Origin of the sequence: Gilvimarinus agarilyticus, assembly GCF_000832015.1 — a bacterium.
In the GTDB taxonomy this organism is placed as follows: domain Bacteria; phylum Pseudomonadota; class Gammaproteobacteria; order Pseudomonadales; family Cellvibrionaceae; genus Gilvimarinus; species Gilvimarinus agarilyticus.
This window is the reverse complement of sequence record NZ_JXCJ01000001.1, coordinates 368,581-394,183: the sequence shown is the minus strand read 5'-3', so window position 1 is coordinate 394,183 and position 25,603 is coordinate 368,581. Positions and strand designations below refer to the sequence as shown.

The 25,603-nt window shown below is 55.3% G+C and carries 25 protein-coding genes; 23 read left to right on the top strand and 2 right to left on the bottom strand.

What is annotated here, in order from left to right; genetic code table 11:
- Positions 1 to 34 precede the first annotated feature (34 nt).
- From SD69_RS01810 to SD69_RS01730, 17 genes are all read left to right on the top strand, one after another.
- Positions 35 to 1,051 (top strand): FAD:protein FMN transferase, encoded by a 1,017-nt coding sequence (locus SD69_RS01810; protein WP_232301132.1) that lies wholly within the window; start codon positions 35 to 37, stop codon positions 1,049 to 1,051.
- Positions 1,052 to 1,167: 116 nt separating this feature from the next.
- Positions 1,168 to 1,695: an AraC family transcriptional regulator gene (locus SD69_RS01805; protein ID WP_232301131.1), complete on the top strand. Its 528-nt coding sequence runs from the start codon at positions 1,168 to 1,170 to the stop codon at positions 1,693 to 1,695.
- Positions 1,683 to 3,617 carry a coiled-coil domain-containing protein gene (locus SD69_RS01800; protein WP_041521845.1) on the top strand — a complete coding sequence of 645 codons (1,935 nt, stop codon included), beginning with the start codon at positions 1,683 to 1,685 and terminating at the stop codon, positions 3,615 to 3,617. The genes SD69_RS01805 and SD69_RS01800 overlap by 13 nt, the downstream gene beginning before the upstream one ends.
- Positions 3,614 to 6,586: a tetratricopeptide repeat protein gene (locus SD69_RS01795; protein ID WP_052480807.1), complete on the top strand. Its 2,973-nt coding sequence runs from the start codon at positions 3,614 to 3,616 to the stop codon at positions 6,584 to 6,586. The genes SD69_RS01800 and SD69_RS01795 overlap by 4 nt, the downstream gene beginning before the upstream one ends.
- Positions 6,573 to 7,301, top strand: a complete 729-nt coding sequence (locus tag SD69_RS17930) for a tetratricopeptide repeat protein (RefSeq protein ID WP_052480806.1) — start codon at positions 6,573 to 6,575, stop codon at positions 7,299 to 7,301. Before SD69_RS01795 ends, SD69_RS17930 begins: the two co-directional genes overlap by 14 nt.
- On the top strand, positions 7,298 to 7,642 hold the full coding sequence (locus SD69_RS01785) for a hypothetical protein (RefSeq protein WP_052480805.1): 345 nt from the start codon (positions 7,298 to 7,300) through the stop codon (positions 7,640 to 7,642). Before SD69_RS17930 ends, SD69_RS01785 begins: the two co-directional genes overlap by 4 nt.
- A gap of 162 nt (positions 7,643 to 7,804) precedes the next feature.
- On the top strand, positions 7,805 to 8,470 hold the full coding sequence (locus SD69_RS01780) for a MotA/TolQ/ExbB proton channel family protein (protein WP_041521844.1): 666 nt from the start codon (positions 7,805 to 7,807) through the stop codon (positions 8,468 to 8,470).
- 9 nt (positions 8,471 to 8,479) lie between these two features.
- Positions 8,480 to 9,049 carry an ExbD/TolR family protein gene (locus SD69_RS01775; RefSeq protein WP_041521843.1) on the top strand — a complete coding sequence of 190 codons (570 nt, stop codon included), beginning with the start codon at positions 8,480 to 8,482 and terminating at the stop codon, positions 9,047 to 9,049.
- Complete coding sequence (locus SD69_RS01770) at positions 9,046 to 9,597, top strand: ExbD/TolR family protein (RefSeq protein ID WP_232301130.1); 552 nt, start codon at positions 9,046 to 9,048, stop codon at positions 9,595 to 9,597. Before SD69_RS01775 ends, SD69_RS01770 begins: the two co-directional genes overlap by 4 nt.
- 1 nt (position 9,598) lies before the next feature.
- Positions 9,599 to 10,558, top strand: a complete 960-nt coding sequence (locus SD69_RS18665; RefSeq protein WP_052480804.1) for an AgmX/PglI C-terminal domain-containing protein — start codon at positions 9,599 to 9,601, stop codon at positions 10,556 to 10,558.
- 282 nt (positions 10,559 to 10,840) lie between these two features.
- Positions 10,841 to 11,512 carry a hypothetical protein gene (locus SD69_RS01760; RefSeq protein WP_041521842.1) on the top strand — a complete coding sequence of 224 codons (672 nt, stop codon included), beginning with the start codon at positions 10,841 to 10,843 and terminating at the stop codon, positions 11,510 to 11,512.
- Positions 11,513 to 11,581: 69 nt separating this feature from the next.
- A complete protein-coding gene (locus SD69_RS01755; protein ID WP_041521841.1) occupies positions 11,582 to 12,625 on the top strand; it encodes an aldo/keto reductase in 1,044 nt (347 codons plus the stop codon).
- Positions 12,626 to 12,627: 2 nt separating this feature from the next.
- Positions 12,628 to 13,479 carry an amidohydrolase family protein gene (locus SD69_RS01750; protein WP_052480803.1) on the top strand — a complete coding sequence of 284 codons (852 nt, stop codon included), beginning with the start codon at positions 12,628 to 12,630 and terminating at the stop codon, positions 13,477 to 13,479.
- Positions 13,480 to 13,725: 246 nt separating this feature from the next.
- Complete coding sequence (locus SD69_RS01745; protein WP_084591453.1) at positions 13,726 to 16,158, top strand: ThuA domain-containing protein; 2,433 nt, start codon at positions 13,726 to 13,728, stop codon at positions 16,156 to 16,158.
- 145 nt (positions 16,159 to 16,303) lie between these two features.
- The gene (locus tag SD69_RS01740; RefSeq protein WP_041521840.1) at positions 16,304 to 17,524 is read left to right on the top strand and encodes a nucleoside recognition domain-containing protein; all 1,221 of its coding nucleotides are present in this window, start codon (positions 16,304 to 16,306) and stop codon (positions 17,522 to 17,524) included.
- Between the two features lie 51 nt (positions 17,525 to 17,575).
- Positions 17,576 to 17,971 carry a VOC family protein gene (locus tag SD69_RS01735; protein ID WP_041521839.1) on the top strand — a complete coding sequence of 132 codons (396 nt, stop codon included), beginning with the start codon at positions 17,576 to 17,578 and terminating at the stop codon, positions 17,969 to 17,971.
- Between the two features lie 40 nt (positions 17,972 to 18,011).
- Positions 18,012 to 18,443 (top strand): FAD-binding oxidoreductase, encoded by a 432-nt coding sequence (locus SD69_RS01730; protein ID WP_332307904.1) that lies wholly within the window; start codon positions 18,012 to 18,014, stop codon positions 18,441 to 18,443.
- Positions 18,444 to 18,564: 121 nt separating this feature from the next.
- On the opposite strand, the gene SD69_RS01725 is transcribed toward SD69_RS01730, so the two are convergent.
- On the bottom strand, positions 18,565 to 20,901 hold the full coding sequence (locus SD69_RS01725; RefSeq protein WP_041521838.1) for a Tex family protein: 2,337 nt from the start codon (positions 20,899 to 20,901) through the stop codon (positions 18,565 to 18,567).
- Between the two features lie 253 nt (positions 20,902 to 21,154).
- On the opposite strand from SD69_RS01725, the gene SD69_RS01720 reads away from it, so the two are divergent.
- The 6 genes from SD69_RS01720 to SD69_RS01695 are packed head-to-tail and all read left to right on the top strand — an operon-like array spanning position 21,155 to position 25,167.
- Complete coding sequence (locus SD69_RS01720; protein WP_041521837.1) at positions 21,155 to 21,937, top strand: hypothetical protein; 783 nt, start codon at positions 21,155 to 21,157, stop codon at positions 21,935 to 21,937.
- Complete coding sequence (locus tag SD69_RS01715) at positions 21,930 to 22,118, top strand: hypothetical protein (RefSeq protein ID WP_041521836.1); 189 nt, start codon at positions 21,930 to 21,932, stop codon at positions 22,116 to 22,118. Before SD69_RS01720 ends, SD69_RS01715 begins: the two co-directional genes overlap by 8 nt.
- 11 nt (positions 22,119 to 22,129) lie before the next feature.
- Positions 22,130 to 22,534 (top strand): nuclear transport factor 2 family protein, encoded by a 405-nt coding sequence (locus SD69_RS01710; RefSeq protein WP_052480802.1) that lies wholly within the window; start codon positions 22,130 to 22,132, stop codon positions 22,532 to 22,534.
- A gap of 27 nt (positions 22,535 to 22,561) precedes the next feature.
- Positions 22,562 to 22,876, top strand: coding sequence for a DUF3144 domain-containing protein (locus SD69_RS01705; RefSeq protein ID WP_041521835.1), 315 nt, complete (start codon positions 22,562 to 22,564; stop codon positions 22,874 to 22,876).
- 17 nt (positions 22,877 to 22,893) lie between these two features.
- Positions 22,894 to 23,883, top strand: a complete 990-nt coding sequence (locus SD69_RS01700) for a lipid A deacylase LpxR family protein (protein ID WP_041524311.1) — start codon at positions 22,894 to 22,896, stop codon at positions 23,881 to 23,883.
- Positions 23,884 to 25,167, top strand: a complete 1,284-nt coding sequence (locus SD69_RS01695; RefSeq protein WP_041521834.1) for a glycosyltransferase — start codon at positions 23,884 to 23,886, stop codon at positions 25,165 to 25,167. It abuts the gene before it with no gap.
- Here the strand turns inward: SD69_RS01695 and SD69_RS01690 are convergent.
- Positions 25,164 to 25,598 (bottom strand): MgtC/SapB family protein, encoded by a 435-nt coding sequence (locus SD69_RS01690; RefSeq protein ID WP_041521833.1) that lies wholly within the window; start codon positions 25,596 to 25,598, stop codon positions 25,164 to 25,166. The genes SD69_RS01695 and SD69_RS01690 overlap by 4 nt on opposite strands.
- Positions 25,599 to 25,603 lie beyond the last annotated feature (5 nt).

The window sequence follows — 25,603 nt, the reverse complement described above, 5'->3', positions numbered from 1 at the left end:
TATGTCGTTTTTACCGATGACTGGATAAATCATTGTGGCCAAAGTCGTACAGCGGTCTAACGCCCCTATCAGCCGAATAGTGACATTGCTGGCTTTGCTGCTTGGTGCCTGCACCGCCCATGCCGCTTGGGTGAGTGAGCAACAGGCAATTATGGGCACCAGGGTGAGTGTCACCCTCTGGCATGCCGATGTTGCGCGCGCCGAGCAGCTGGCCGCCGAGGTGATGAGCGAGATGCGCCGCATCGACGCCAGCTACAGCCCCTACCAAGAAACCTCCGAGCTGTCGCGGATGAACCGCCTGGCCCCCGAGCGCGATGCGGCCACGCCCCTGAGCATCACCCCCGAGATGACCCGCCTACTGGACAAATCCCTCTACTATGGCCGGCTTACCGAGGGTGCCTTCGACATTACCTTTGCCTCGCTGGCGCGCTACTACGATTACCGCGCCGGCCAACAACCGAGTGAGGCGCAGCGTAAACAGTTGCTGCCGGCCATTGATTATCAACACGTTAAGCTCAATAAAACCGCCCAAACCGTTTACTACACCGCGCCCGAGGTGTACGTGGATTTAGGCGGTATTGCCAAAGGCTACGCGGTGGATCGCGCTATTTTACTGCTGCGCGAGGCGGGTGTGCAGCACGCCAGCGTCAGTGCCGGTGGTGACAGCCGGGTGCTGGGCGACCGCCGTGGTCGCCCCTGGATAGTGGGCATTAAGCAGCCCCGGGGTGAAGATGGTGTGGCGATTAAAGTGCCCTTGAGCGATGCAGCCATTTCTACCTCGGGTGATTACGAGCGCTATTTTATCGATGCCGACGGCGAGTGGATTCACCACATTATTAATCCGCGCACGGGCAAAAGCAGCGACGAGCTGGCCAGTGTGTCTATTATCGGCCCCGATGGCTTTGACACAGACGCCCTATCGACCAGTGTTTTTGTACTGGGGCCCGATAAAGGTTTAGCGCTGATTGACCAATTACCGGCATTTGATGCGATACTAATCACTCGGGCGGGCAAAGTGCGTTATAGCCGTGGTTTGGCGCCGCCTGAGTGATACGGCAATCACAGCTAACAGTGCGACAAAACCATACAATAACTGCACTTTGGGCGCTGATTGATTAAACTCCCCCTTTACAACAAGCAGGCACAAGCGAGAAACAGGACGTCACAATGACCCAGCGTTACCCCCAGATGGCTTTACATGGACTTTTCGTGTGCCTGTTACTACTTGTCAGCCCCGTGCAAGCGCAGCCGACTACAACGGATGAAACCGAGGCCCTGAAGCAACAGGTGCTGGAGTTAAACCGCGACCTGCTGATTTTAGAAGAAGAACTGCTCTACCCCGCCAACAGCCAGGTGGCCGTGTATTTATCACTGGATGTAGGTGAGTACTTTGCGCTGGATGCAGTAAAGCTTAAGCTCGATGATGAGTTTGTCGCCAGCGAGCTGTACACCCCTAAGCAGGTCGATGCGCTTATGCGCGGCGGTATCCAAAAGCTCTATTTGGGTAATATCAAAAGCGGCCAGCATGAAATAAGCGCCTTTTTTACCGGCATTGGTCCGCAGGGCCAACCCTACAAGCGCGCCGCCTCGGTGACGGTGGACAAAACCACCGCCCCGCTGGTGCTAGAGCTGCGCATTGTTGACTCTACCAGTAAGCTGCAACCGGTCTTTGATATTAAGCAATGGGAGCTCTAACAACCACCGGGCTCTGCGCCCTGCTGGCAGTTGGTAGCGCGGCGGTAGCGGCTGAAACGGCCCCCCACCCCGCGGCGCAGGATCTGCGCTACGGTGAGAGCTTGTACCACTATTATATCGGTGACTTTCCCGAGGCGCTGAGCGTGCTGTTGCGCGCCGACACCAGTGGCGGTATCGACGGGCATCAACACTACCCCGAGCTAATGCGCGCCGGTATGTATTTGGCGTACGGCATGGACGATCACGCCCGCCATGAATTTACCGCTCACTTGGGCCAAAGCGAAACCCAGCATGTGCGCGATACCGCCCACTACTATTTGGCGCGGCTTGATTATCGCACCGGGGATTACGCCGAAGCCGCGGCCTCGGCGAGCACCATTGGCGACACCTTAAGCGATCCGCTGATGGATAACATCGCTCTGCTAAACGCCCATCTACTGATCAAAACTGGCCCACTGCCCAGCCTGCAAGAGGCCGAGACAACGCTCAGCCCGCTGCAGCATAACCGCGCGCTGGCCTTGCTCAATTTGGGGAATGCCGCCTCTCGCGCCGGCGATACTACCCGGGCGCAAAATTATTATCGCGCCGGGCTTGGCACCGAGTTGCCCGAAGATGAAGCCCGGATCGATGAGGCGCTGGCCATTCGCGATAAAACCCTCACCGCGATCGGTTACAGCTTTTTGCAGCAAGGCAGTTTTGCCTCGGCCAAAGCAGCGTTTCGCGATGTGCGGCTCGACAGCAACCTCGCCAATAGCGCACTGTTAGGTTACGGCTGGGCCGCCGCCAGTTACCACGATTACGTATTGGCGCTTAAACCCTGGCAGGCATTGCGCCGGCGCTCGCTACTGGAGCCCGCCGTACAAGAGACGTTGCTCGCGGTGCCCTGGGCTTACGAGCAGCTGCAAGCGCCGCGCTCGGCGCTGAAGGCCTACCGTGAATCCGAGCAGATTTTAACCGACGAGTTTAGCCGTATTAAGCAAGTGCTGGCCGGGCTAGACCGCGAGACGTTAACCGTGAGCCTGCGCCACAGTGCCGAGCTGGATGCTTTGCTCAGCGCCGGCGATGGCCGTGAGCTACAGAGCTGGCTGACCCTGCACGAGGTGGATGTACTCGCCAGCAACTCGCGTTATCTGCAGGCGCTGCTTAAGCGCGATGCCCTGCAAGACAGCGCGCAGCAGTTGCGCGATTTACTGCGGCTGCAAACGCTGCTTAATCAGTGGCAGCGCAAGCTCGACATCTACCAGCAACTTATTGTCGATAAACGCCAGCTGCGCATCGAGCGCGCCACCGAGATCGACCAAACCCAGCTATTGCAACAGCATCAGATGCTGCGCCAACAGCGCGATGCGCTGGCGGCCGAGCTTGCGCTTATAGAGCAAGAGCATAACGCCGTGGCGCTGGCCGGCGAGGAGACTCGCGCGCTGGCCGAGCGAATTGCCCGCGCCCGCGACCACGCGGCGGCATTAGCCGGCACCGGCGAGGTGGCCGCTAATGCCGCTGAGCGCTTAGCTTTTTACGACGGGGTTGTCCGCTGGCGTGCCGCCGAGGCGTTTGCCGAGAACCACTGGCGCGCGCGTAACACCCTGGCGCAATTAGATAAGGCGTTAGCCGAGAGCGCCGAGCGCAGCGATCGCGTGGCCACTATTTTAGCCACCGACCCGGATCTAGACGCTCAGGCCATGGGAATCACCGGCCTACAAGCGCGTAACGATGCACAGCTGACCGAGCTTAATGCGGCCATCGACGCCGATACCGCTGCGCTGCTGGGCGCCCTACGAGAAACCCTTGAGGGGCACCGCGACCGGCTGCAAGATTATCTCGCGCAAACCCGCCTGAGTATTGCCCGCCTGTACGATGACGCTTACCGCGCGGCGGGCGACGCCGACATCAATGCGCCCAGGCTGCCGGAGGTGCAACAGTGATCTACCGGCACCGATTACCGCTAGCGCTGGCCGTGGCAATGGTGCTGCAGGGTTGCAGCACCAGCCCGCTGGAGCAGCACAGCACACTGGCCGATTTACCGGACCCAACCGTGCCTCTGGGTGAGCAAGAGATTGAGCGCCAGGATTTAGCTCAGATCGAGGCCAATTACCGGGCGGCGCTGCAAATGGCCACCAACCCTGAGATGCGCCATCACATTCAGGTGCGCCTGGCCGATTTGCAAATGGCCCGCTCCGAGGCGGCCCAGCAACAGGCGCGAACCTTAACCGCCTTTTTTGCCGAGCCCATCGCCCACTACGAGGCGCTGGTAGACGATTACCGCGCCGCCCCGGAAAACTCCGTAGCCAGTGAGCCCGACGCGCTCTATTACAAGCTCTCTAAGGCCTATGCGCTGGATGGCCGCGACGCCGAGGCAGCGGCTACGTTAAACGCGCTGGCCAAGCGCTTTCCCGAGTCGCCCTATATTCAAGAGGCGCAGTTTCGCCGCGCCGAGCGCGCCTTTGCTGAGGGTAAGTACTTACTCTCTGAAGAGCTTTACCGCGAAGTGGCCGCCAGCGAGACCTCGGCCTTTGCCGACAACTCGCTCTATATGGAGGGCTGGTCGGCTTACAAGCAAAGCCAGTACGATATTGCTATGGCGCGCTTTACCGAGTTGCTTGACCAAAAGTTGGGCGAGGCTCAGCTGGCCGCTGACGTGGCCGGTATCATCGAGCAAATGGGCGCCACCGATCGCAATCTGGTCGAGGATACCCTGCGGGTGCTGAGCTTTACTTACGCCAACCTCGATGGTGCTCAGACTATTGCCGAGCAGCAAGAGAGCATCGGCGGGCGTCCCTATCAGTTTTTACTCTATCAGCAGCTGGGGGATTTATACCTAGCGCAGCAGCGCTACCTGGATAGTGCCGATACCTTTGCGCGCTTTGTGAATCACAACCCCGACGCCGATATGGCCCCGGACTTTTCAATTCGCGAGATCGAGGTGTATCAGGCGGGGGAGTTTCCGTCACTGGTGTTTCCCGCTAAACAGGCTTATGTCGATCGCTACGGTATTTACAGCAGCTATTGGCAGGCCCGCGCCGGGATCAGTGCGCCGCCCACCGCCATGCAAGCTAAGCAGGTGGTGCGCACCAAAAAACCGCGCAATATGAGCAGCAATGCGCTGGCTAAGCTGCGTCTGTATCTCGAGCAGCTGGCGCGTCACCACCACAGCGAGGCGCAGCGTTTAGAGCGGCTGCTGGCCGAGGGCGGCGCGGCTGCACCGAGTCGCGCCGATATCAACCGCAGCTTTAGCGACGCCGCCGACCTGTATCTGGAATTAGTGCTTACCTTTCCGGCCGACGAGGCAGTGCCTGAGATTACCTTCCTGATGGGTGAGGCTCTTAGCGAAGGTGGGCGCACCATTGATGCCTTGGTGGCCTACGAAAATGTTGCCTTTGAAAAACGCGACCCGGAGTTTGGCGCCGAAGCCGGCTACAGCGCGGTTTTGCTGGCGGGCGAGTTGGTGCGTCGCTCCGAGTCGGGCGAGTTACTTGAGCCCAGCGCGCTGGCACTAGAGCCGGTACAAAGCAGCGTGTGGCAATGGCAGCAGCGCAAAATTGACGATGCCATAAAGTTTGCCGAGTATTACGCGGCCGATCCACGGGCCATTAAAGTACTCACGCAAACCGCCCCGGAGCTATTGTATCAGGGCGATCTGGTGCGTGCGGCGGCGGTCTCTCAGCAAGTCATCGCCTGGCAACCTACCGCCTCGGGCGACTTACTGTATACCGCCTGGCTCACTTTGGGCCATGCGCAGTTTGAGCAGGAAGCATACGCCGATGCCGAGCTGGCTTACTGGCGCGCTCTGGATCTGCATCCCGAATACGGGCAAATGCCGGGCTCGCCCAGCGCCGGTGAAATTCGCGAGCGCATAGCCGCCAGTATTTATCAGCAGGCACAAGCGCAGCTGGCCGCCGGGGACAGCGATGCGGCCATCGAGTTGCTGCTGCGGATTCACGCCGAGCTACCTGACAGCACCATTGCCAGCCAGGCACTGTTTGATGCCGGCCACACCGCACAAATGGCCGGTGACTGGAGCCGCGCCGAAACCTTGCTAAACGAGTTTGCCGCGAGCTACCCCAACCATGAGCTTAATGCCCGCCTACCCGCTAAGTTGATTGTGATTTACGAGGCCATGGGCGCCTGGGATCAGGCCGCCGGTCTACTGAGCAATCAAGCCGCGAGCAGTGCCGACCCAGAGTTGGCGCGTCAGTCGTTATTAACGGCGGCGGAGTATTACGACAAAGCCGATAACTGGGAGCAGGCGCGCAATCACTATCGCGAGTACGCCCACGCCTACCCGAAGCCTGTAGGTGAGTTGATTGAGGTAGAGCAACGTTTGGTCGAGCTCTATAGCGACAAAGACGATATCAGCAGCCGTGATTTTTGGCTGGCGCGGGTAATCAAAAGCGCCAGCAAAGCGCCCACTGAGCGCAGTAACTATCTGGCCGCCAGCGCCGCCACCACACTGGCCGAGGCGCCCTACCAGCGCTTTAGTCAGTTGCGTTTGACCTTGCCGATAAAAAATAGTCTGGGCAAAAAACGCGATGCCCTTGATAAGGCGCTCAAAGCCCAGCAGCGTGTACTGGACTTTAAAGTGGCCGACTTTACCACCCGCGCCAATTACTACATTGGCGAAATCTACCTGCAGTTGGCACGCGACTTAATGGATTCCGAGCGGCCCGACAACCTCAATGTGTTGGAGCTGGAGCAGTACGACATTTTGCTGGAAGAGCAGGCTTACCCCTTTGAAGAAAAGGCCATTGACTTGCACGAGGCCAACGCCCAGCGCGCTTGGGGTGGCATTTACGACGATTGGGTAAAAGCCAGCTTAACGTCTTTGGCGAGTATCTTACCGGCGCGCTATAACAAGACCGAATTTACCGTGGAGGTCGCCGATGAGATTCGCTAACAAGGCGGCTTTGGCACGCTTACTGTGGGCGAGCCTGTTGCTGGGGCTGATTGGCTGTGCCAGTCAATCCCCCGAGCCTGCGGCTAACGCGCCGGATGAGATAAACCTGACGGATGCCCCAATGCCCGGTGCCGAGGCGGCGCCCAGGCCGGCGATTTTACCGCCGGGCCCGATTACGCAAAACCCGTATCTGACGGCGCCTGCACCGGCTATTTCGCCCGAGGCGCGCGAGACTTTTAAGCGCGCCCGCGAGCAAATGCGTACGCAGCGCTGGGGCGATGCACGCCATACTTTGCAAGCGTTAGTTGTGGAGGCACCCAACGTATCGGGCCCCTGGCTGAATTTGGGCATCGTCTGGTTGCACCTCGACAAGCCGGGGCAGGCGCGGGCGGCTTTTGAGCGGGCCTTGGCGGCCAACTCGTTAAACGTGGACGCCTACAATCAACTGGCGGCGCTAGAGCGCCGCGCCGGTAACTTTGCTCAAGCCGACTCTCTGTACACTGAGGCGCTGACGGTGTGGCCTTATTCTGCAGATACTCACTGCAACCAGGGCATGTTGTACGATTTGTATATGGGCCGCTGGTCCGATGCGCTGGCGCACTATGAAGCCTGCGGTTATTTGCGCGAGCAACAAACCGGTGAGCTAGACAACACCGTGAATGGCTGGATTATCGATCTCAAGCGGCGCATTGCGGCGCGGGAGGCAAACGGATGAAACACTCGACTCAGACAACACTGCTTGGTGCGTTATTAATGGTAAGTGCGGCGGCTTTGGGGCAGGGCGACTCGCGGCTCGAAAGTATTATTACCGGCAACCAGGAGCAGCCCCAGGTGTTGTATTTGGTGCCCTGGCAAACACCCGACAGCCCGACCCTAAAATACGATGTGATTAACAATCAGGCCCACGTAGTGTTTGAGCACATAGAGCGTTCGGAATTATTGCGCGAGCTAAAGTATTTGCCCCCGCTGGCCGAGCCCGATTTGACCAAACTTGTAGAAACGGCCAGCGAGCAGCAGGGCGAATCGCAATCGTCACAACCGGCGCCGGAAAATTAAGGCATAATACGGCGCAAATTGCATAACAGGCAGCGCCAGCGTAGCGCGGCCAATACGCCTCAGTGTACACTCGGCGTTTTATTATTAGCTTTGGCAAGCGCACGCGCAGCGTGTGCGTGATTAACTAACAGACAACTCGCGGCATTTGTAAGGTAGACAACTATGGACTTTTTCTCGACAGTGGTGCGCTTTTTTCAAAATGGCGGGCCGTTTATGTATCCCATCGCCATCGTGTTGGTGATTGGTTTGGTAATCGCCATCGAGCGCTTTGTGGTGCTTAGCCAAGCCAAGCGCGCCAACCAGCAAGCCTTTGGCCGGGTTATGCCGCTGTTAAAAAAACGGGATTATCAAGCGGTCGTCAATATGGGCCGCAGTGATGAAGCCCCCATTGCTAAAATTGTCGCGGCCGGTGTGTCGCGCATGGGCGGTTCAGGTGGTCGCAACGAAATCGAGTTGGCCATGGAAGAAGGTGTGCTAGAGGCTATGCCGCGCCTCGAAAAACGCACCCCCTACTTGGCAACGCTGGCCAACATCGCCACGCTGCTGGGGCTGCTGGGTACCATTATCGGTCTGATTGCGGCCTTTACCGCGGTGGCCGAGGCCGACCCGGCCGAGAAAGCCACGCTGTTGTCTAACAGCATTTCGGTTGCCATGAACACTACCGCCTTTGGTTTGATTGCCGCCATTCCGCTGTTGCTGTTTCACGCCATGTTACAAACCAAAACCACTGAGCTGGTCGACTCGCTGGAGATGACCGGCGTACGTTGCTTAAATCTGCTGACCAATACCGCTCGCCCCGCAGCGCCCAAAGCTAACGCAAACGCATAAGGGAAGATCATGCGCTTTAGAAGGCGACGCCAAAGCGAGGATGCCGAGCTAAACATTACCTCCTTTATGAATCTGATGATCGTATTGGTGCCGGTATTGTTGCTTAGCATGGTGTTCTCACGCATTACTGTGTTGGAGCTGAATCTTCCCGATTCGGCTTCATCCAGCTCGTCGGACGATGAGCAAGATAAACTCGATTTTCTGGAAGTGGTGATTTACCCCGACTACCTCGGCGTGAATCATCCGGCGGGTAACCGCGCCGCGAGCATTTGCACTAAGGACGATGGCAGCTACGATTTTGCGCTGCTTTCTCAAGCGTTGCAGCAAATCAAAATCCGTTTGGAAGACGAGTACCAAATGGAGAAAGACGACATCGTACTACTGGCACAGCCAGATACTGATTATCAAACCATCGTGAGCACCATGGATACTGTGCGTTCCTTTAAAGCCGTGGTAGCCGCTGACGAAGTTGACGCCGTCTTGTTCCCCAAAGTGTCACTGGGCGACGCACCGGTTAACGACCCGCTGGTCGATAAAGAAAAAATTACCTGCCTGCCAGGCGTTGGGGGTGAATCGTGAAGCAGTCACTGCGCGCCAAACGCATGGCAAAACATCATCGCCGCCACAACAGCGCTCCCAAGCTAAACCTTGTGTCGCTGATGGACATCTTTACCATTTTGGTATTCTTTTTGTTGGTGAACTCCTCCGATGTTGAAGTGCTCACCAACGATAAAACCATCGAGCTGCCCGCCTCGGTAGCCGACACTGTGCCCGAGACCACAGTGGTGGTTAAAGTGAACAACGAGCAAATTTTAGTGGGTGGCCGTGCCATTGTTGCCATAAGCGATATCGCACAAGCGGCTGAGGCTGGCGCGGACGAAGAGGCCAACAATATTGCCGAGCTTACCAAAGAGCTTGAGTACTTGGCTGGCAAAGCGCGCGAGCTTACCGAGGAGCAACAGCAAACGGGCCGCCCGATTACCATCATGGGTGACAAAGCCATTCCCTATACACTGCTTAAACGCATTATGAACACCTGCGCTCAAGCCGGGTATCGCGATATCTCGTTGGCGGTGAACAAAACCTCAGACTCTGCGGAGCAACCGGGCACAGGAGCCGATAGCTGATATGGCCCTGCGTGACTCAGAGAACTACCGTTTATTTGGCCAAGGCCAGAGCGACGATAAACGTTTTATTAGATTGGTGGCGATTGCTCTCGGGCTGTTCGCTTTGGTAGGTATTATTGTCCCGCTGATTAACCTGCCTGAAGTTGAACGCGAAGAAAAAGAAAAACTGCCGCCTCAGCTTGCGCGCGTATTGCTCGAAAAAGAAGAGATTAAGCAACCCGAGCCCGAACCGGAGCCAGAGCCTGAACCGGAACCCGAACCCGAACCGGAAGAGGAGCCTGAGCCCGAAGAGGAACCGGAGCCAGAACCAGAAGTAGAACCTGAGCCCGAACCCGAGCCGGTCACACAGGTCGATCAGGCGCGCGAAAAAGCCAAGGTCAGTGGTGTGCTGCAGTTTCAGGATACGCTGGCGGATATGCGCGAGGCGATTGACACCGAAGCTGTGGCCAGCGAAGAAATTACCCGCGGCCAAGCCGAGGCCGAACGCACCGAGCGTAACTTAATTACCAGTGGCGCCGAGGCCGATAGCGGCGGCATCAATACTTCTGCTCTGTCGCAAGACACCGGTGGTGTGGCGCTCTCGGGCCGCGAAACTACCCAGGTAGAGAGCGCTCTGGGTGGCGCCGATGCCACAGCAAGTGCCGCGCAAAATAACCGTAAAGCCGGCGAGCGCAGCGACGAAGAAATTCGCCGGGTGATGAGCCAGCACGCTAGCGCGCTGGATCGCTACTACCGCCGCGCCCTGCGCGAAAACCCAGCGCTGCAGGGTAAAGTCGTGCTGAAACTGGTGATTAACCCCGACGGCTCGTTGGCCTCGGTGAGTATTGTCAGTTCGGATTTGCGTGATGCGGATTTAGAGTCAAAAGTGCTGGCGCGGGTTAAACTCATTACCTTCGAGCCCAAAACCGACGTAGTGGTCACCACGCGTAACTATACCCTCAACTTCCTACCGCAACTGTAAGTAAGTTGCGGTTGAGGTGGTGCCGGTGCCCTCGCTTGTGCCATATTCACGCCTAGAATATGGTTGGACTTTTATCACACCGCGAAAGATTGTCACCCCTTGGTTTTAATCGGGGGTGAGGTCCGCTTCTCCATTTTAAGTTGTTCCTGCCCACCTCATACTCCTTTATTTGCGCCAGAGCTTAAAAGTCATTACTTTGAGCCTGATGGATATTGTCTCGTATCTGAGCTAAGGAGCTGCCTGATGATATCTATGTTCCGCTCTTTTCGATAAGGATAAAAAATGGATTTTAAAAAAGTATTTGCAGGCGCGGTCTTTAGTCTGTTGCAGCAGCGCTTAGTGTTGGCTAAAGCGTTGTTGCTGCCTATGGTTGCCTATCTGGTGTTAGGTTTTGTCAGCTATTTAGAGGCTGGCATTATGCTGCAAGTGTTCGTGTGGTTACTGAGTACGGTTGTCGAGGTTTTGATCGCCGTTACGACTCATCGGATTGTCTTACTGGGGGCAGGCTCGGTGCCCGCGTGGGGAATTTTTGTGCCTACGGCGCGCGAGTGGTGGTTTTTGTTGTACCTATTGGGTTTAACCGTACTGATGGGGTTGGTTGGCATGTTGGTAACTATCCCGGTAATTGGTGTTGTCCTGTGGCTATTGGCGGCGCTATATCTGCTTAGCAGGTTGAGTCTGGTGTTTCCCGCCATCGCGGTTGATCAACCCATTAGCTTTGCAGCATCGTGGCAGCGTACCCAACAGCACCAAAAACTTATGCTGTTGGTGGTAATAATAGTGCCTGTACTTGTTGGCACGTTAAGTTATCTGGTTGGACTTGTGCCTTACGCCTACATCTTGGGATTATTGCTATGGCCTGTCGGACTGGTGTTTACCGTGGCTATGCTCTCGATGGCGTATCTATTGATTGTACAAAGTGAAGGCATTGAGGATAACTCGCAGACGCAGTAGAATTTTAACGCTACTGGCCCTACTGCCCAACTGCATTTGAATCATTATTATAACGATAAGAGATGCCCCATGAGCCCCACTGTTATTGCTAAGCGAACGATTGCTAATACTACCCTAAGAGTGAATGAGTTGGGTTTTGGCTGCGCTCCGGTGGGTAATCTCTACCATGCAGTTTCTGATACGCAAGCGGCGCAGATATTAGCCGCAGCGTGGGATGTGGGGTTGCGTTATTTTGATACCGCTCCTCACTATGGGCAGGGCTTAAGTGAGCGTCGCACGGGGGACGCATTGCGCGCGTTAAAAGGGCGCGACTATATTTTGTCGACCAAAGTGGGCCGCCTGCTTAAGCCCTCAGGCTATCGTCACGAGCGTCACGGTTTTGTTTCGCCGATGCCTTTTGATTTTGAGTACGATTACAGTTACGACGGGGTAATGCGATCGTATGAAGATAGCCTGATGCGTTTGGGGCTGGACCGGGTCGATATTTTGTATATCCATGACATCGGGCGTTTGACTCACGGCGATAAACACGATGAGTATTTTAAGATCGCTATGGATGGTGGCTATAAAGCACTGGATGAGCTGCGCTCGAGCGGGGCTGTAAAAGCAATAGGCTTGGGAGTCAACGAGAGTGAGGTGTGCGAAACCGCACTGGATTGCGGTGATTGGGATTGCTTTTTATTGGCTGGGCGCTACACCTTGCTAGAGCAAGACTCGCTGAAAACTCTGTTACCCAAATGCGAAAAGCGCAACACCTCGGTTATTGTGGGTGGGCCATACAACTCTGGCATATTGGCCTCTGGCGTCAACACGAGCCACACGCCTATGTACAATTATAGCCCTGCCCCTAAACGTATTATCGATAAGGTATCGCGCATCGAGTCCGTGTGTGCCGATTACGGTGTTACACTGGCAGCGGCGGCTTTACAGTTTCCATTGGCGCATCCAAGTGTCGCGTCGGTTATTCCCGGGCTGGGGAGCGATCAGCATATAAAGAAAACGCTGGAGTTTTTCAATGAAGATATCCCCCATGCGTTTTGGCAGTCACTAAAATCTAATCATTTAATTGATGAGTCGGCTCCGCTACCGGTTACTCGGGTTAAGGCGGGCTGAGTATGACTCAGCCATTGGGTTACTCTATGGTGAAAGTGGATAGCCACCAACACTTTTGGCTGCGCGAGCGCGGTGATTACGATTGGCTAACACCAGAGTTAAAACCGTTAGATCGGGACTTTTTACCCGAACACTTAAACGATATATTGCTCAGAAACCAAATTTGTAAAACAGTTCTGGTTCAGGCTGCTGCAACAGACTCAGAAACAGATTTTTTATTGTCGCTAGCAGACAACAATAGTTTTGTCGCCGCTGTAGTGGGTTGGGTAAATTTTGAATCACCTGAAGTGATGGCGCGATTGCGATACCTGACCCAGAAGCGAGTTTTTAAAGGCGTACGGCCAATGCTGCAGGATATCCCCGATCCTGCCTGGATATTACAGCCGCCGTTTTTTGCGTTGTTTAAGCTTCTGGCAAAACTTGAGCTCAGCTTTGATGCGCTAGTCACCCCGCAGCATTTACCTAATTTACACACGCTGGCGCGGCAGCACCCGGAGTTAAAGATCGTTATCGATCATGGCGCCAAGCCTAATCTCGCCCAGGGCAATTTGAGCCAGTGGCGCCGTGATATTTCTAAGCTGGCGATGTGCGACAACGTATTTTGTAAGCTCTCTGGCTTGCTCACCGAGTCGGGGTCGCAGCCTAACTTTCAGTCAGTAGTCCCCGCTCTGGAGTACTTACTCGAGTGCTTTGGTCCGAAACGTGTCATGTGGGGCAGCGACTGGCCTGTGCTGAACCTGGCGGGTAGCTACGATGCTTGGGTAGCAGATTGCGGAGCCTACTTTGCAGGCTTAAGCGAGGAGGATCAGTCGTGGGTTTGGGGGCGGACCGCGCAGAGTTTTTATGCCTTTTGAGTAGGTGTAATCCTTGAGGTTTTTCTATCAGTAAAAAAACGGGTAACGAAGGCGTTAATTGCGCTAGGTAATTGTTAAGAAGAGTATAAAGTAGTCCTAATAATTGATAATCCCAATGACGATTAGCGGGCGCTGGGTTAGACTGCTTTGATTGTTTTTTGATCGGCTTATGTTCGTACGCGTAGCAACAGAATAAATAGCTGAGACAGAATAAAAATATTCGATTAACCAGAAGTGCCCATACTTATGATGATTTCTCGCTTTTTTGCCTTTGTCTGTCTTTTGACCGTACCGCTTGCCCCCTTAGTTCAAGCTGCTGACGAACGTTTACAGTCGGTGTTGATTTTCTCAAAAACCGCCGGTTGGGTACACGAATCGATACCCGATGGGGTTGCCAGCGTGACTGAGCTGGTTGAGGCGCAAGGCTTAACGCCGGTGGCGAGTGACGATGCCAGCCTGTTTACCGACGAAACGTTGCGCCAGATGGCGGCCGTGGTTTTTGTTAATACCACGGGCGACATTCTGAATGATCAGCAGCAGCTGGCCATGGAGCGTTATATCCAGGCGGGTGGCGGTTTTGTGGGGATTCATGCCGCGGCTGATACCGAGCGCGAGGGTGGCTGGCATTGGTACCGGCGTTTGGTCGGGGCGGCTTTTGAGTCGCACCCTAGCGACCCGACTAATGTACAGCGGGCTAAGCTCAAGGTGGTGGATTCGCACCACCCTGCCACCCAGACAATGCCCCATGAGTTTACCATCGCCGATGAATGGTATGACTTTAGCGGGCTATCGGATTTGCGCCAAGATCTACTGGTAGTGGATGAGCGCAGCTATCAAGGGGGCACTCACGGTGCTTATCACCCCATTGCCTGGTATCAGGCGTTTGACGGGGGCCGCTCGTTTTACACAGGCCTTGGGCACACTAAGCAAACCTTTAGCGACCCACGTTTTTTACAGCATTTGGCTGGTGGCCTTGATTACGCCGTGGGCGAGCGGCAACCGCTAGATTATTCAGCCGCGCGGCCGGATCCGCGGCGGTTTTCCCGCGAGGTATTGGTCGATAATTTAGACGAGCCGGTGAGCTTTGATGTGACCACCGACTACGCCGGCGCCATGATTGCTCAGCGTCAGGGAAAACTGTTTTGGCTGGATGTAGCCAGCCGCGAGTTGCAGACAATGGCGGAATTTGATGTGTTTGCGCCGAAAAAGAAAATTGAGTTTGGGTTAATAGCTGTGGCGTTTGATCCGGGCTTTGCGCACAACAACCAGATCTATGTGATGTACAACCTCGAAGACGAGAGCGGTGAGGCCGAACTACTGCAACGTGTAGCGCAGTTTAGTGTTAACAATAAAAAGGTAGACTTGGCCTCGGAGCAGGTGCTGCTGGATATCCCCATGGATAACACCTGTTGTCACACAGGCGGTAATCTGGAGTTTGATAACGCGGGCAATTTATTTATCGCGATTGGCGACAATAGCAACCCGTTTGAGTCGAATGACTCTGGCCCCATGAATAATAAGCCCGACGGCACTTATCACGATGCGCTGCGCAGCTCAGCCAATAGCCAGGATTTGCGCGGGAAAATTTTGCGTATTCACCCCGACCAGAAAGGGGGGTACCGAATTCCTGACGGAAATTTATTCAGCTCGCCAGAGCAAGGGCGCCCTGAAATTTACGTGATGGGTACGCGTAACCCTTACACCATTGCGATTGATGAAAGCACCGGGGATTTGTATTACGGTGACATTGGGCCGGATGCAAAAGCCGATAGCGAAGAGTTTGGCCCGCGCGGTTACGACGAGATAAACAAGGTGACCGAGCCGGGCTTTTTTGGCTGGCCGACGATGTTGGCCAACAATAAACCGTACCGTATGTACGATTATCAAGCCGGGAAAAGCGGTAAATTTTTTGATCCGCTGGCTGCGCAGAACTTCTCACCGCGCAACACCGGGTTAGATGTTTTACCGCCGGCGCAACCGGCGCTCATGTGGTATCCCTATGCCAGCTCTGACCGCTTCCCCGAGCTGGGTCAGGGCGGCCGCAACGCGCTGGTCGCCGGTATCTATCCGAAAGGGAATGATGAGTTGGCGTACCCGCGCTACTATCAAAACAAATTGTTTATTGGCGATTTTATGCGCAGCTGGATCAAAGTCGTCACCCTAAACGATGACGATAACGTCGTAAAAATTGATAACTTTGCTCCGACCGTTAAATTTGCCGGCCCGCTGGACATGCGTTTCACCAAAGACGGCCGCCTGTGGGTGTTAGAGTACGGCACCCAGTGGTGGGCGGGTGGTAAAGACGCCAAGCTTAGCTTTATTACCTACGATCCGGATGCCGAGTTGGTCGACCCTGTAGTCGCCGACATTGAGACCAGCGATGCGGTCGGTGGTGTGGGTCACGAGGTTCAGCTGGAAATTGCCCAGGGGAAAGATCTAACGGAAAGCACCAGCTGTATTGCCTGCCATAAAGAAAACGCCGCATCGGTGGGGCCGAGCTTTTTACAGGTGAAGCAAAAATACAGCACCCTAGAGGATCCGAAAGCCTATATCGCCAATACCATTGCCCAGGGGAGCCGCGGAAAGTGGGGCGACCATGTAATGCCGGCTCATAGCTTTTTGGATCAGGCTACACGCGATAAAATTGCCGCTTATATCCTCTCGGTTAGCGCCGAGTAAGCTTTGCCCTCACATCCGCCGGCGGGTGTGAGGGCTCTACCTCGGCGATACCCTCCCACCTCAGCCCGACCTTGCTAGTGCTTATGTGACCCTATAGCTTATAGTGTAGTGATATAGGCACATACATCATTAAGTAGGGTTTGCATTGCTCAATCGTATCTGGGCCAGTCTGATTGTTATCTCGTTGCTGTGGGGCATTAGTGCCAGCGTGTTGGGGCACCACGAGGTGGCCGATGCGCTGGTTGCCTCTTTGTTTGAAATGGCTGAACTTGCTACCACTATTTGCCTCGGCTTGATTGGCGTTATGTGTTTTTGGCTGGGGCTGATGCAAATCGCCAATGTCAGTGGCCTGAGCGCCAAGCTGGCACGCGGCTTAGCGCCGCTGTTTAGCCGGTTAATGCCCGAAGTGCCCCGCGGCGACAAAGCTATTAGCAGTATCAGCATGAATATGGCGGCAAACATGCTGGGGCTGGATAACGCGGCCACCCCAGCCGGTATTCAGGCGATGCGCGATTTACAGGTGCATAACCAAACCCCCAGTGTCTTAAGCAACGCACAAATTTTATTTTTGGTGCTTAACACCTCTTCGGTCACGCTGATACCCACCACGGTTTTTGTCTATCGCGCGCAGCTGGGTGCGGCGACTCCTACCGACGTATTTTTGCCCATCTTACTGGCCACCAGCTGCTCGACACTTGTGGGTTTGCTAGCGGTGGCCTGGCTGCAAAAGCTCAAATTGTGGTCGCCTGTGGTGCTGGCGTATTTTGTTGGCGCGGCGGTGATAGTCGGTGGCTTATTAGCGGCCAGTGTCGATAACGGCGAAATAGGCAAACGCTCGGCATTGGTGGGTAATTTAACGCTAATTTCGCTCATCGCGGGGTTGTTTTTGTACGGCTTTAAGCGCCGGGTACGCATGTACGATGCGTTTATCGATGGCGCTAAAGAGGGCTTTGGCATCGCCATTGGTATCATCCCCTATTTGGTGGCCATGTTGTTTGCCCTGGGCTTGTTGCGCGCTTCTGGCGTGTTTGAGTTTATGCTCGAGCAGTTGCGCTTTATGGTGGCATTTATGGGTGGCGACACTCGCTTTGTGGATGCCCTACCGACCGCTCTAATGAAACCGTTTTCGGGCTCGGGCTCTCGCGCGCTTATGATCGAGACGATGGAGGTTTACGGCGCGGACTCGTTTGCCGGCCGCTTAGCGGCGGTGTATCAGGGCAGCACCGAGACCACCTTTTATGTGTTGGCCGTATACTGCGGTGCGGTAGCCATTACGCGCACCCGGTATGCGTTGGCCTGCGGTTTGCTGGCCGATGGCGCCGGCATGCTTGCGGCAACATTAATCGCCTATTGGTTTTTTGGCTAGCGCCGGTAAACCGCAGCTCGCTATTTATGGTGTAACAATTAAGGAGGCTATATGGCACAGGCAATGGTTCCGATGTTGATGTTTGAGGGCGACGCCGATGAGGCAATTGGCTTTTATGTCTCGCTGTTTGAAGATTCTGGCGTGTTATCGATGGAATATTACGGTGCTGATGAACCTGGCCCCGAAGGCACAGTAAAAAAAGCATCGTTTATTGTGGCGGGTCAGGCCCTGATGGCCATGGATAGCCCTATTAAGCATGAGTTTAGTTTTACCCCGGCATTGTCGCTGTTTGTGACCTGCGACAATGCCGAGCAGCTTAGGGCGGCCTACGGGCAATTATTAGACGGTGGTGAAGCCCGTATGCCGGTGGATGACTACGGCTTTAGCGAGCTGTTTGCCTGGGTGGACGATCGCTATGGCGTAAGCTGGCAGCTGAATGTGGAATAAGTGTATTGCTGAAACCCGCTAAAAGCATAAAGAGATTGTTGTGTTAACGCTTGCCCCTAAAGCCGCGCTGGTGGCGGTGTTAACCCTTGCTTGGGCGCCACTGACGAGCGCGCAGGTACTGTTGCCGTTTGCCAGTGACGGCTGCAGCTCGTTCCCTGATGGCACCTGGGCGCAGGAGCAATTGTGGCTGGGCTGCTGTGAGGCGCACGATTTGGCTTACTGGCAAGGCGGCACCTATCAGCAGCGACTAGACGCCGACCTGGCCCTGGAGGCTTGTGTTGCTGAGGTGGGTGAGTCGGAAATTGCCTTGCTGATGCTTGCCGGTGTGCGTGTGGGGGGCAGCCCTTTGTTTAACACCAACTACCGCTGGGGTTATGGCTGGCCCTATCCGCGTTGGTACGGTGAGCTTAATGAGGCCGAGCAGCGCGAAGTGCTGCGCCTAATGCCTGCGCTGGGTTTGAAAAACGAATAAGGGGGGAATTCCGGGTTCCCTCGTGCCGTACAATACGGGCAAGAAACACAAGGGTCCCCGGTATTAGGGTTGGCGGCGGCCGCTACGAAAACTTGAGCGCCATCCAACCCTATTTTGTGCGCTAGTTCTTGTTTTTCATGGCCTGCTGTAGCAAAGCCCCCATACTGCCTAGCGCGGCTTTGTTGTTGCCGCCTTGCGAGCCTTGGTTGCGCCCGCTGTCACGCTTGTTGTTGCGCGCACGGCGCGGCGTATCGCCACCGCCGGTTTTCTCACCGGGGGTGTCATCCAAGCGCATCGATAGGCCAATGCGCTTGCGGTCTACGTCCACCTCCATCACTTTCACTTTGGCGATGTCGCCGGCTTTCACCACCTCTCGCGGGTCTTTAACAAAAGTGTTAGACAGCGCCGAGATATGCACCAAGCCGTCTTGATGCACGCCGATATCCACAAAGGCACCAAAGTTGGTGACGTTAGTGACGGTGCCCTCCAAAATCATGCCAGGCTCCAGATCTTTTAGGGTTTCCACCCCTTCCTGAAACTTGGCAGTACGAAACTCGGGGCGGGGATCGCGGCCGGGCTTATCCAGCTCTTTTAGGATGTCGGTAATGGTGGGTAAGCCAAATTGCTCACTGGTGTAGTCGGCCGCTTTCAGGCTGCCCAAAAAGGCCGAGTCGCCAATAATGCCCGCAATATGGCGTTCGTTTTTGCTGGCAATGGTCTCTACTACGGCGTACGACTCGGGGTGAACCGCGGAGGCGTCCAGCGGATTGTCGCCACCGGCGACGCGCAAAAAGCCCGCTGCCTGTTCAAAGGTCTTGGCGCCAAAGCGAGTGACCTTTTTCAGTTGTTCGCGTGAGCTAAAAGCGCCGTTTGTGTTGCGAAAATCAACGATATTGTTGGCAAGTGTGGTGTTTAAGCCAGAAACCCGTGCCAGCAGTGCGGCCGATGCGGTGTTCACTTCAACCCCTACGGCGTTTACACAGTCCTCGACCACCGCGTCCAGTGAGCGTGCCAGCTGAGTTTGCGATACATCGTGTTGGTACTGCCCTACGCCGATGGATTTGGGGTCGATTTTTACCAGCTCGGCCAGCGGGTCTTGTAGCCGGCGAGCAATGGAGATCGCACCGCGAATGGTGACGTCTAAATCGGGAAATTCTTTGGCGGCAAATTCCGAGGCCGAGTACACCGAGGCGCCAGCCTCGTTCACCATCACCGGTTTGGCGTTTAGCTCGGGGTACTTTTTCAGCATATCCTTCACAAACTTTTCGGTCTCGCGGCTGGCGGTACCGTTGCCGATGGCGATCAGATCGACATTGTGTTTTTGGCACAGGGCCGAGAGGATCTTCTCCGACTCGGCGGTGCGGTTTTGCGGCATAGTGGGGAATATCGCACAGTGATCCAGCACTTTACCGGTGGCGTCTACCACCGCCACCTTAACCCCGGTACGCAGCCCGGGGTCGAGGCCAATGGTGGCTTTCTGCCCGGCGGGCGCGGCCAGCAGTAAGTCGTTAAGGTTTGAGGCAAACACCTTAATAGCGCCCTCTTCGGCGCGATCGCGCAGCTCGCCCAGCAAGTCGGTCTCGAGGTGAGTAAGCAGCTTAACGCGCCAGGCCCAGCGCACTACTTCAGATAGCCATTTGTCCGCCGCCCGGCCATTGTCGCGGATGCGCCAGTGGTCGGCCACCATGGCTTCGCACGGGTGCGAGCTGGCGGGCTCGTTGGGGTCGCCGACGGTAATGGCAATGGTCAGTACGCCCTCGTTGCGCCCGCGGAACATGGCCAGCGCCCGGTGTGAGGGGGTCGATTTAAGGGGTTCGTCGTGCTCAAAGTAGTCGCGAAACTTTTGTACTTCTTGCGAGGTGTCGGTGTCTTTACCGCTGGCAACACGAGCACTGATGTTGGCTTCTTTCTGCAAAAAGTCGCGCAATTTAGCCAAAAGGTCGGCATCTTCGCTGAACTTCTCCATCAGGATAAACTTGGCGCCATCCAGCGCGGCCTTGGTGTCTTCAATTTTGTGCTCGGGGTTGAGGTACTTTGCGGCCTCGATTTCGGGGTCGAGGGTCGGGTCGGCCAGTAAGCCCTCGGCCAGTGGCTCGAGCCCGGCCTCAATGGCAATCTGGCCCTTGGTGCGACGCTTGGGTTTGTAGGGAAGGTATAAATCTTCCAGCCGGGTTTTGGTGTCGGCCGCGCGAATCTCGCTCTCGAGTGCCGGCGTGAGTTTTTCTTGCTCGGCGACGCTTTTCAAGATGGCTTCGCGGCGATCTTCCAGCTCGCGCAAATAGCGCAAACGCTCTTCCAGGTTGCGCATCTGGGTGTCGTCCAGGCCGCCGGTGACCTCTTTGCGGTAGCGGGAGATAAACGGCACCGTGGCCCCTTCGTCCAACAGTGCGACGGCGGCGTCTACCTGCTGTTCGCGTACACTCAGCTCGTCGGCGATACGTTGAAAAATACTGCTCATGGATCTTGCCTATTTAATTCAAGGAGTCTTGTGGGCCACCTGCGCGGCGTTTTCAGCATTATGCGTAAAACCTGCCATGATAACAGTCTTGAATTGCAGTGGGGTTTGTGCATTTTGCGCAAGCGCACAGAGTGTCGGTACCCTTAAGGTGGTTAAATAGAGTGTACTGGGCAATGAACCCCACCCGTTCCATAGGGTCGACAACTACTACGACGGCAAAAAGAGGTGGGTGCAGGTGATCAAACAATGCTGTATGGCTCTGATGTTATTGGCAGGCGGGGGCGCTATGTTGGCTGTGGCTGCCGATAAGGAGGTACATGACCCAGAGTTTGCTCAGGCGAGCTTACAGCAATTAAATCGTGCCTTGGCGCGGCTGAAGCCCACGGGCAGCTTAACGACGCAGGTGGCGTTAAGCTCGGCCCACAACGCCGGGGAGGACGAGGATATGATCTCGCGCACCGGCCGGGCCTGGGCAACGGTTAAAGACAGCGATAAAGGGCTTAGCCTGAATTACTCAAGTGAGTTGTTGCAACAGATGACGCTTGAGACGCAGCAACGAGCGGCTGACGCGGATGCGGCAACCCCAGCGCTAGACGGGGTGGATGAGCTGACACTGGCTAATGTGCAACCGATGTTGCGGGCCGCGGCCGCCATCAGGCAAGAGCTGCAAACGGCTGAGTATCTCGGCGCCGAGGAGGATACGTATCAAGGCAATCGCGCCCGACGGTTGGAATTTACGCTAAGCGACGAGCGCCTAACCAAGCGTCAGCGCAAATACGTTAAAGACTACGACGGCGCTTATACCGTCTGGACCGATGAGCAGGGTAACCCGTTGGCCAGCCGGACTCGCATGAGTGCTCGAGGGCGGGCGTTTATCGTGATCAGTTTTACCATTACAATAGAATCCGACAGCCATTACCGGGTTCATGACGGTCGTCTGATCACAACCCGCCGCGCGGATTATCAATTATCGAGCGGCGCCGGTGAGCGCTCCGAACGTTTGGTGAACAAAACCCTGGAGGTAATCGATGAATGACACAGTCGTGCTAAGCGGTGGTTATGTGGTTGGCTGGGGTACCCTGGCGTTAATTAACGCCGGTCTGGCGCAGGGCAAAAATCGCAGCGGCCTCGCGTGGTTTTTATTGTCGTTGTTGCTCGGCCCCATTGCCACCTTGGTGTTGGTACTGCTGGGTAAACCCAATCGTCCCTTTGGATAAAAGAGTCAGCTATGGGCTATTTCGTAAACCGCTTGGCGGTTGTTGTCTGGTTATTGTGTTGCAGTGTTACGGTGTTAGCTGCACCGCTTGAAACTCTGATCGAAGAGCAAACCCGCGCCTACAACAATCACGATGTCACCGCTTACTCGGGTTACTTTCACCCGGACGTTGAGGTGTACAACTACCCCGACCACCCCATTACCGCCGGGAAAGGCGCACTGATTGAAGCCACCGGAAAAACCTTTAAAGAGCGCAAGCCGCAAGCCGTGGTCGAGAAAGTTATTGTGCTGGGCGACAAAGTGGTCACACGGGAGTTGGCCAGCTTTAGTGTGGGCGGGATGCGCCAAAGTGCCAAGGTCATAAAAATTTATCAGTTCCAAAATGGCCTGATACGCCGCATGACGTTTATGAATTAATCAAGAATTAACTTAAGTAGAGAGCTTATGGCACTGACCGACGACGAACGCCAGTACTGGGATCTGGTGGATGACTTTATCTCCCGCGCTAACGAACACTGCGACAGCATTGACCCGAGCATGGTCAGTGCTGCCATGCTGCAGGCCGCTTCGCGTTTTAATGCTTTTATCGTGGCAAGCTCATCGGTTGACCGCAAAGAATACACAGAAGAGTTGGATGCTTCGCTGCGTTATTTGACCAATCAGTACCGGGATTACTTGCGCGATAACCTCGAAGACTATCGGGAAAACTTTAAGGTTTATACCCGCACTGAAGACGACGAACCAAACAGCAACGAATGAGATTGGGTGTTGCTAAGGTGACCGCAGGCACAAAGGATAATTCTCGTTCACGCCGTTGTTCATTAGCGGTGGTATTGCTGGCGGGCTTAGCGCTTGTTGAACACGCTGAGGCGACCGACTGGGTATCATTGGTTTGGCAAAATGATGTATTTACAGGTCGAGACGGCGGCGGTTATACCAATGGCATTTTTGCTTCGCTATACCAGGTTGCAGACTCCGAGCCGATCGACGAGCCAGTGCTGACTAAGCCCCTAAGCTGGATGTTAAATGATAGCTTTGAGCTGGCGTTTAACGAACACTCTATCGGGCAGGCGATGGTGACGCCGGCCGATATTAGCAAGCCGGTGCCCGATCCCAATGATGTTCCTTACGCCGGTCTGTTGATTTATCGAGCCAGTCGTGTAGTGGTGGATGGCAATGTTGCCGACATGATCCGCACCACAGCGGGGATGGTCGGGCCGATATCATTGGCTGAGCAATCGCAAAAGTTTATTCATAAGGTAGTGGGCTCAACGGAGCCGAAAGGTTGGGATTATCAGCTAGAAAACGAGCCCGTTTTTGCCTTGCGTAGGGCCCGGGTGTGGCGCCAAGAATTAACCAGTATGACCGATGTGGTATTGCTCGCGCAGGCGCGTGCAGGCAATTTAGAGTCCGCCGTGGGCGGCGGTGCAATTGTGCGCTTTGGTCGAGGTTTACAGCGCAGCTTTGCAACCACTTTATTGCAACAGGGACGCACCAGTAGCCCAGCGGCGGTTGAGCGTGGTTGGTATGTATACGCGGGTTTTGAAGCCGATTATGTGTTTAATAATATATTGGTGAATGGCAATACCTACCGTGATAGCCCGTCAGCTGATTTGCGTCATGAGCAAATGAGTTTTACCACCGGTGTCAGTTATGCCTGGGATGCCGTTAGCCTGACGTTTGGTTACAAGTCCGGCACCAAAATAGATACTCACGACTCATCCCGCGACAATTTTGGTACGCTAAGTCTCGCCTGGAAACAATAGATGCAAACAGCATTAATCATTGGCTATGTCTGGCCCGAGCCCAATTCATCCGCCGCTGGTCGTCGTATTCTCGACCTGATTGACGCTTTTCAGGCCGATGGTGTGCAGGTACATTTTGCCTCGGCCGCCTCGCCCACAGAGCATCAGTGTGATTTAGCCGCGCTACATGTCACCAGTCATTCCATCGCTCTTAACTGCGACAGCTTTGAGCACTGGCTGCTTGAGCTGGCACCCGATCTAGTGGTGTTTGACCGCTTTGTGACTGAAGAGCAGTTTGGCTGGCGTGTTGCCACCACAGTGCCAAATGCATTGCGGGTATTGGATACCGAAGATTTACACAGCTTGCGCGCCGCTCGCGAATTGGCTTTAAAGCGCTCGCTTGCCGGACGCGCTGGGGCGGATGTTGCCCCGGTGGCTGCAACCGGGGCCGAGTTGTTTGCCTTAATGCGTGAAGACGACATGTTACTGCGCGAGTTGGCGGCTATTTTCCGCTGCGACCTCAGCTTGATGATTTCGAGTTTTGAGATTTCATTATTGGTTGAGTTTTGCCAGGTGCCGCAAGAGCTTCTGTATCACCTGCCTTTTACCGTTGACACGCCATCATCGGGGACACCCGAATTTACCGCGCGGCAGCATTTTGTCAGTATTGGCAACTTTCGGCATCGCCCTAATTGGGATGCTGTGCTGTGGTTAAAACAACATGTGTGGCCTGCCATACGCCGTGAGTTGCCCCGCGCCGAGCTGCATATTTACGGCGCCTACCCGCCGCCCAAGGCCACCGCCTTACACAATAAGCAACAGGGTTTTTTAGTGAAGGGCTGGGCCGATGATGCCTTGGCTACCGTCGCTGAGTATCGTGTGTTGTTGGCGCCGCTGCGCGTAGGTGCGGGGATTAAGGGTAAATTGCTCGATGCCATGTTAACGGCAACCCCGAGTGTCACCACCGCCATCGGCGCCGAAAGTATGCACGGTGATAGCGACTGGCCGGGAGCGGTGGCCAATAGTTCGGCGGCGCTTGCCGCACAGGCGGTGCGTTTGTATCAGAGCGAGGCTGATTGGCAGAGTGCTAGTGACGCCTGCGCGCCGCTACTGGCAAAATACTATCAACGCAATCGGCTGGCGCCCGCGCTGATGGCACAGCTGCGAGAGCGCTACCGCCACCTGGAGCAGTGGCGCCGCGACAATATTTTGGGGGCTTTATTTAATTACCACAGCGTGCGCAGCACCGAGTTTATGTCGCGCTGGATTGAGGTAAAAACTCAGCTGGCTAAGATAAACCGTTAGTCGCCGTTGTGATGTTTTTTAAGTGGGCTGGCAAACTGCAAAATAATAAAATTAGTCAGTGATAACACCAGTGCAATTTCATAGCGGTTATAGGCCACCGATACACCAATGGCGCCGGTATTCCAAATACTGGCCGCCGTTGCCGTGCCCACCGTGTGGTCGCTATTTTTTAAAATTGCGCCGCCGCCGATAAAGCCGATACCGGTAATAATACCGTACATGACTCGCGCTTCGGCATCTGAGCCGGAGTAGACTTCCATTCCCACCAGCATATAAGCACAGGCGGCCAGCGCCACCAGTGGGAAGGTGCGCAAGCCGGCGCCGCGCGAGCTTTTTTCGCGGTTAAACGCCATCGGCAAGGCCAACAGCAAAGCGATGCCAAGGCGTACCAAATTCTCGAAAATTTCCTGTAAGCTTAAATCAAATGTCATAAGGT

Bases quoted from the DNA above. Each gene is read 5' to 3' on its own strand.
- SD69_RS01805 (WP_232301131.1), top strand. From the start codon at position 1,168: ATGACCCAGCGTTACCCCCAGATGGCTTTACATGGACTTTTCGTGTGC.
- SD69_RS01800 (WP_041521845.1), top strand. From the start codon at position 1,683: ATGGGAGCTCTAACAACCACCGGGCTCTGCGCCCTGCTGGCAGTTGGT.
- SD69_RS17930 (WP_052480806.1), top strand. From the start codon at position 6,573: ATGAGATTCGCTAACAAGGCGGCTTTGGCACGCTTACTGTGGGCGAGC.
- SD69_RS01785 (WP_052480805.1), top strand. From the start codon at position 7,298: ATGAAACACTCGACTCAGACAACACTGCTTGGTGCGTTATTAATGGTA.
- SD69_RS01780 (WP_041521844.1), top strand. From the start codon at position 7,805: ATGGACTTTTTCTCGACAGTGGTGCGCTTTTTTCAAAATGGCGGGCCG.
- SD69_RS01775 (WP_041521843.1), top strand. From the start codon at position 8,480: ATGCGCTTTAGAAGGCGACGCCAAAGCGAGGATGCCGAGCTAAACATT.
- SD69_RS18665 (WP_052480804.1), top strand. From the start codon at position 9,599: ATGGCCCTGCGTGACTCAGAGAACTACCGTTTATTTGGCCAAGGCCAG.
- SD69_RS01760 (WP_041521842.1), top strand. From the start codon at position 10,841: ATGGATTTTAAAAAAGTATTTGCAGGCGCGGTCTTTAGTCTGTTGCAG.
- SD69_RS01755 (WP_041521841.1), top strand. From the start codon at position 11,582: ATGAGCCCCACTGTTATTGCTAAGCGAACGATTGCTAATACTACCCTA.
- SD69_RS01750 (WP_052480803.1), top strand. From the start codon at position 12,628: ATGACTCAGCCATTGGGTTACTCTATGGTGAAAGTGGATAGCCACCAA.
- SD69_RS01745 (WP_084591453.1), top strand. From the start codon at position 13,726: ATGATGATTTCTCGCTTTTTTGCCTTTGTCTGTCTTTTGACCGTACCG.
- SD69_RS01735 (WP_041521839.1), top strand. From the start codon at position 17,576: ATGGCACAGGCAATGGTTCCGATGTTGATGTTTGAGGGCGACGCCGAT.
- SD69_RS01725 (WP_041521838.1), bottom strand. From the start codon at position 20,901: ATGAGCAGTATTTTTCAACGTATCGCCGACGAGCTGAGTGTACGCGAA.
- SD69_RS01720 (WP_041521837.1), top strand. From the start codon at position 21,155: ATGGCTCTGATGTTATTGGCAGGCGGGGGCGCTATGTTGGCTGTGGCT.
- SD69_RS01715 (WP_041521836.1), top strand. From the start codon at position 21,930: ATGAATGACACAGTCGTGCTAAGCGGTGGTTATGTGGTTGGCTGGGGT.
- SD69_RS01710 (WP_052480802.1), top strand. From the start codon at position 22,130: ATGGGCTATTTCGTAAACCGCTTGGCGGTTGTTGTCTGGTTATTGTGT.
- SD69_RS01705 (WP_041521835.1), top strand. From the start codon at position 22,562: ATGGCACTGACCGACGACGAACGCCAGTACTGGGATCTGGTGGATGAC.
- SD69_RS01695 (WP_041521834.1), top strand. From the start codon at position 23,884: ATGCAAACAGCATTAATCATTGGCTATGTCTGGCCCGAGCCCAATTCA.
- SD69_RS01690 (WP_041521833.1), bottom strand. From the start codon at position 25,598: ATGACATTTGATTTAAGCTTACAGGAAATTTTCGAGAATTTGGTACGC.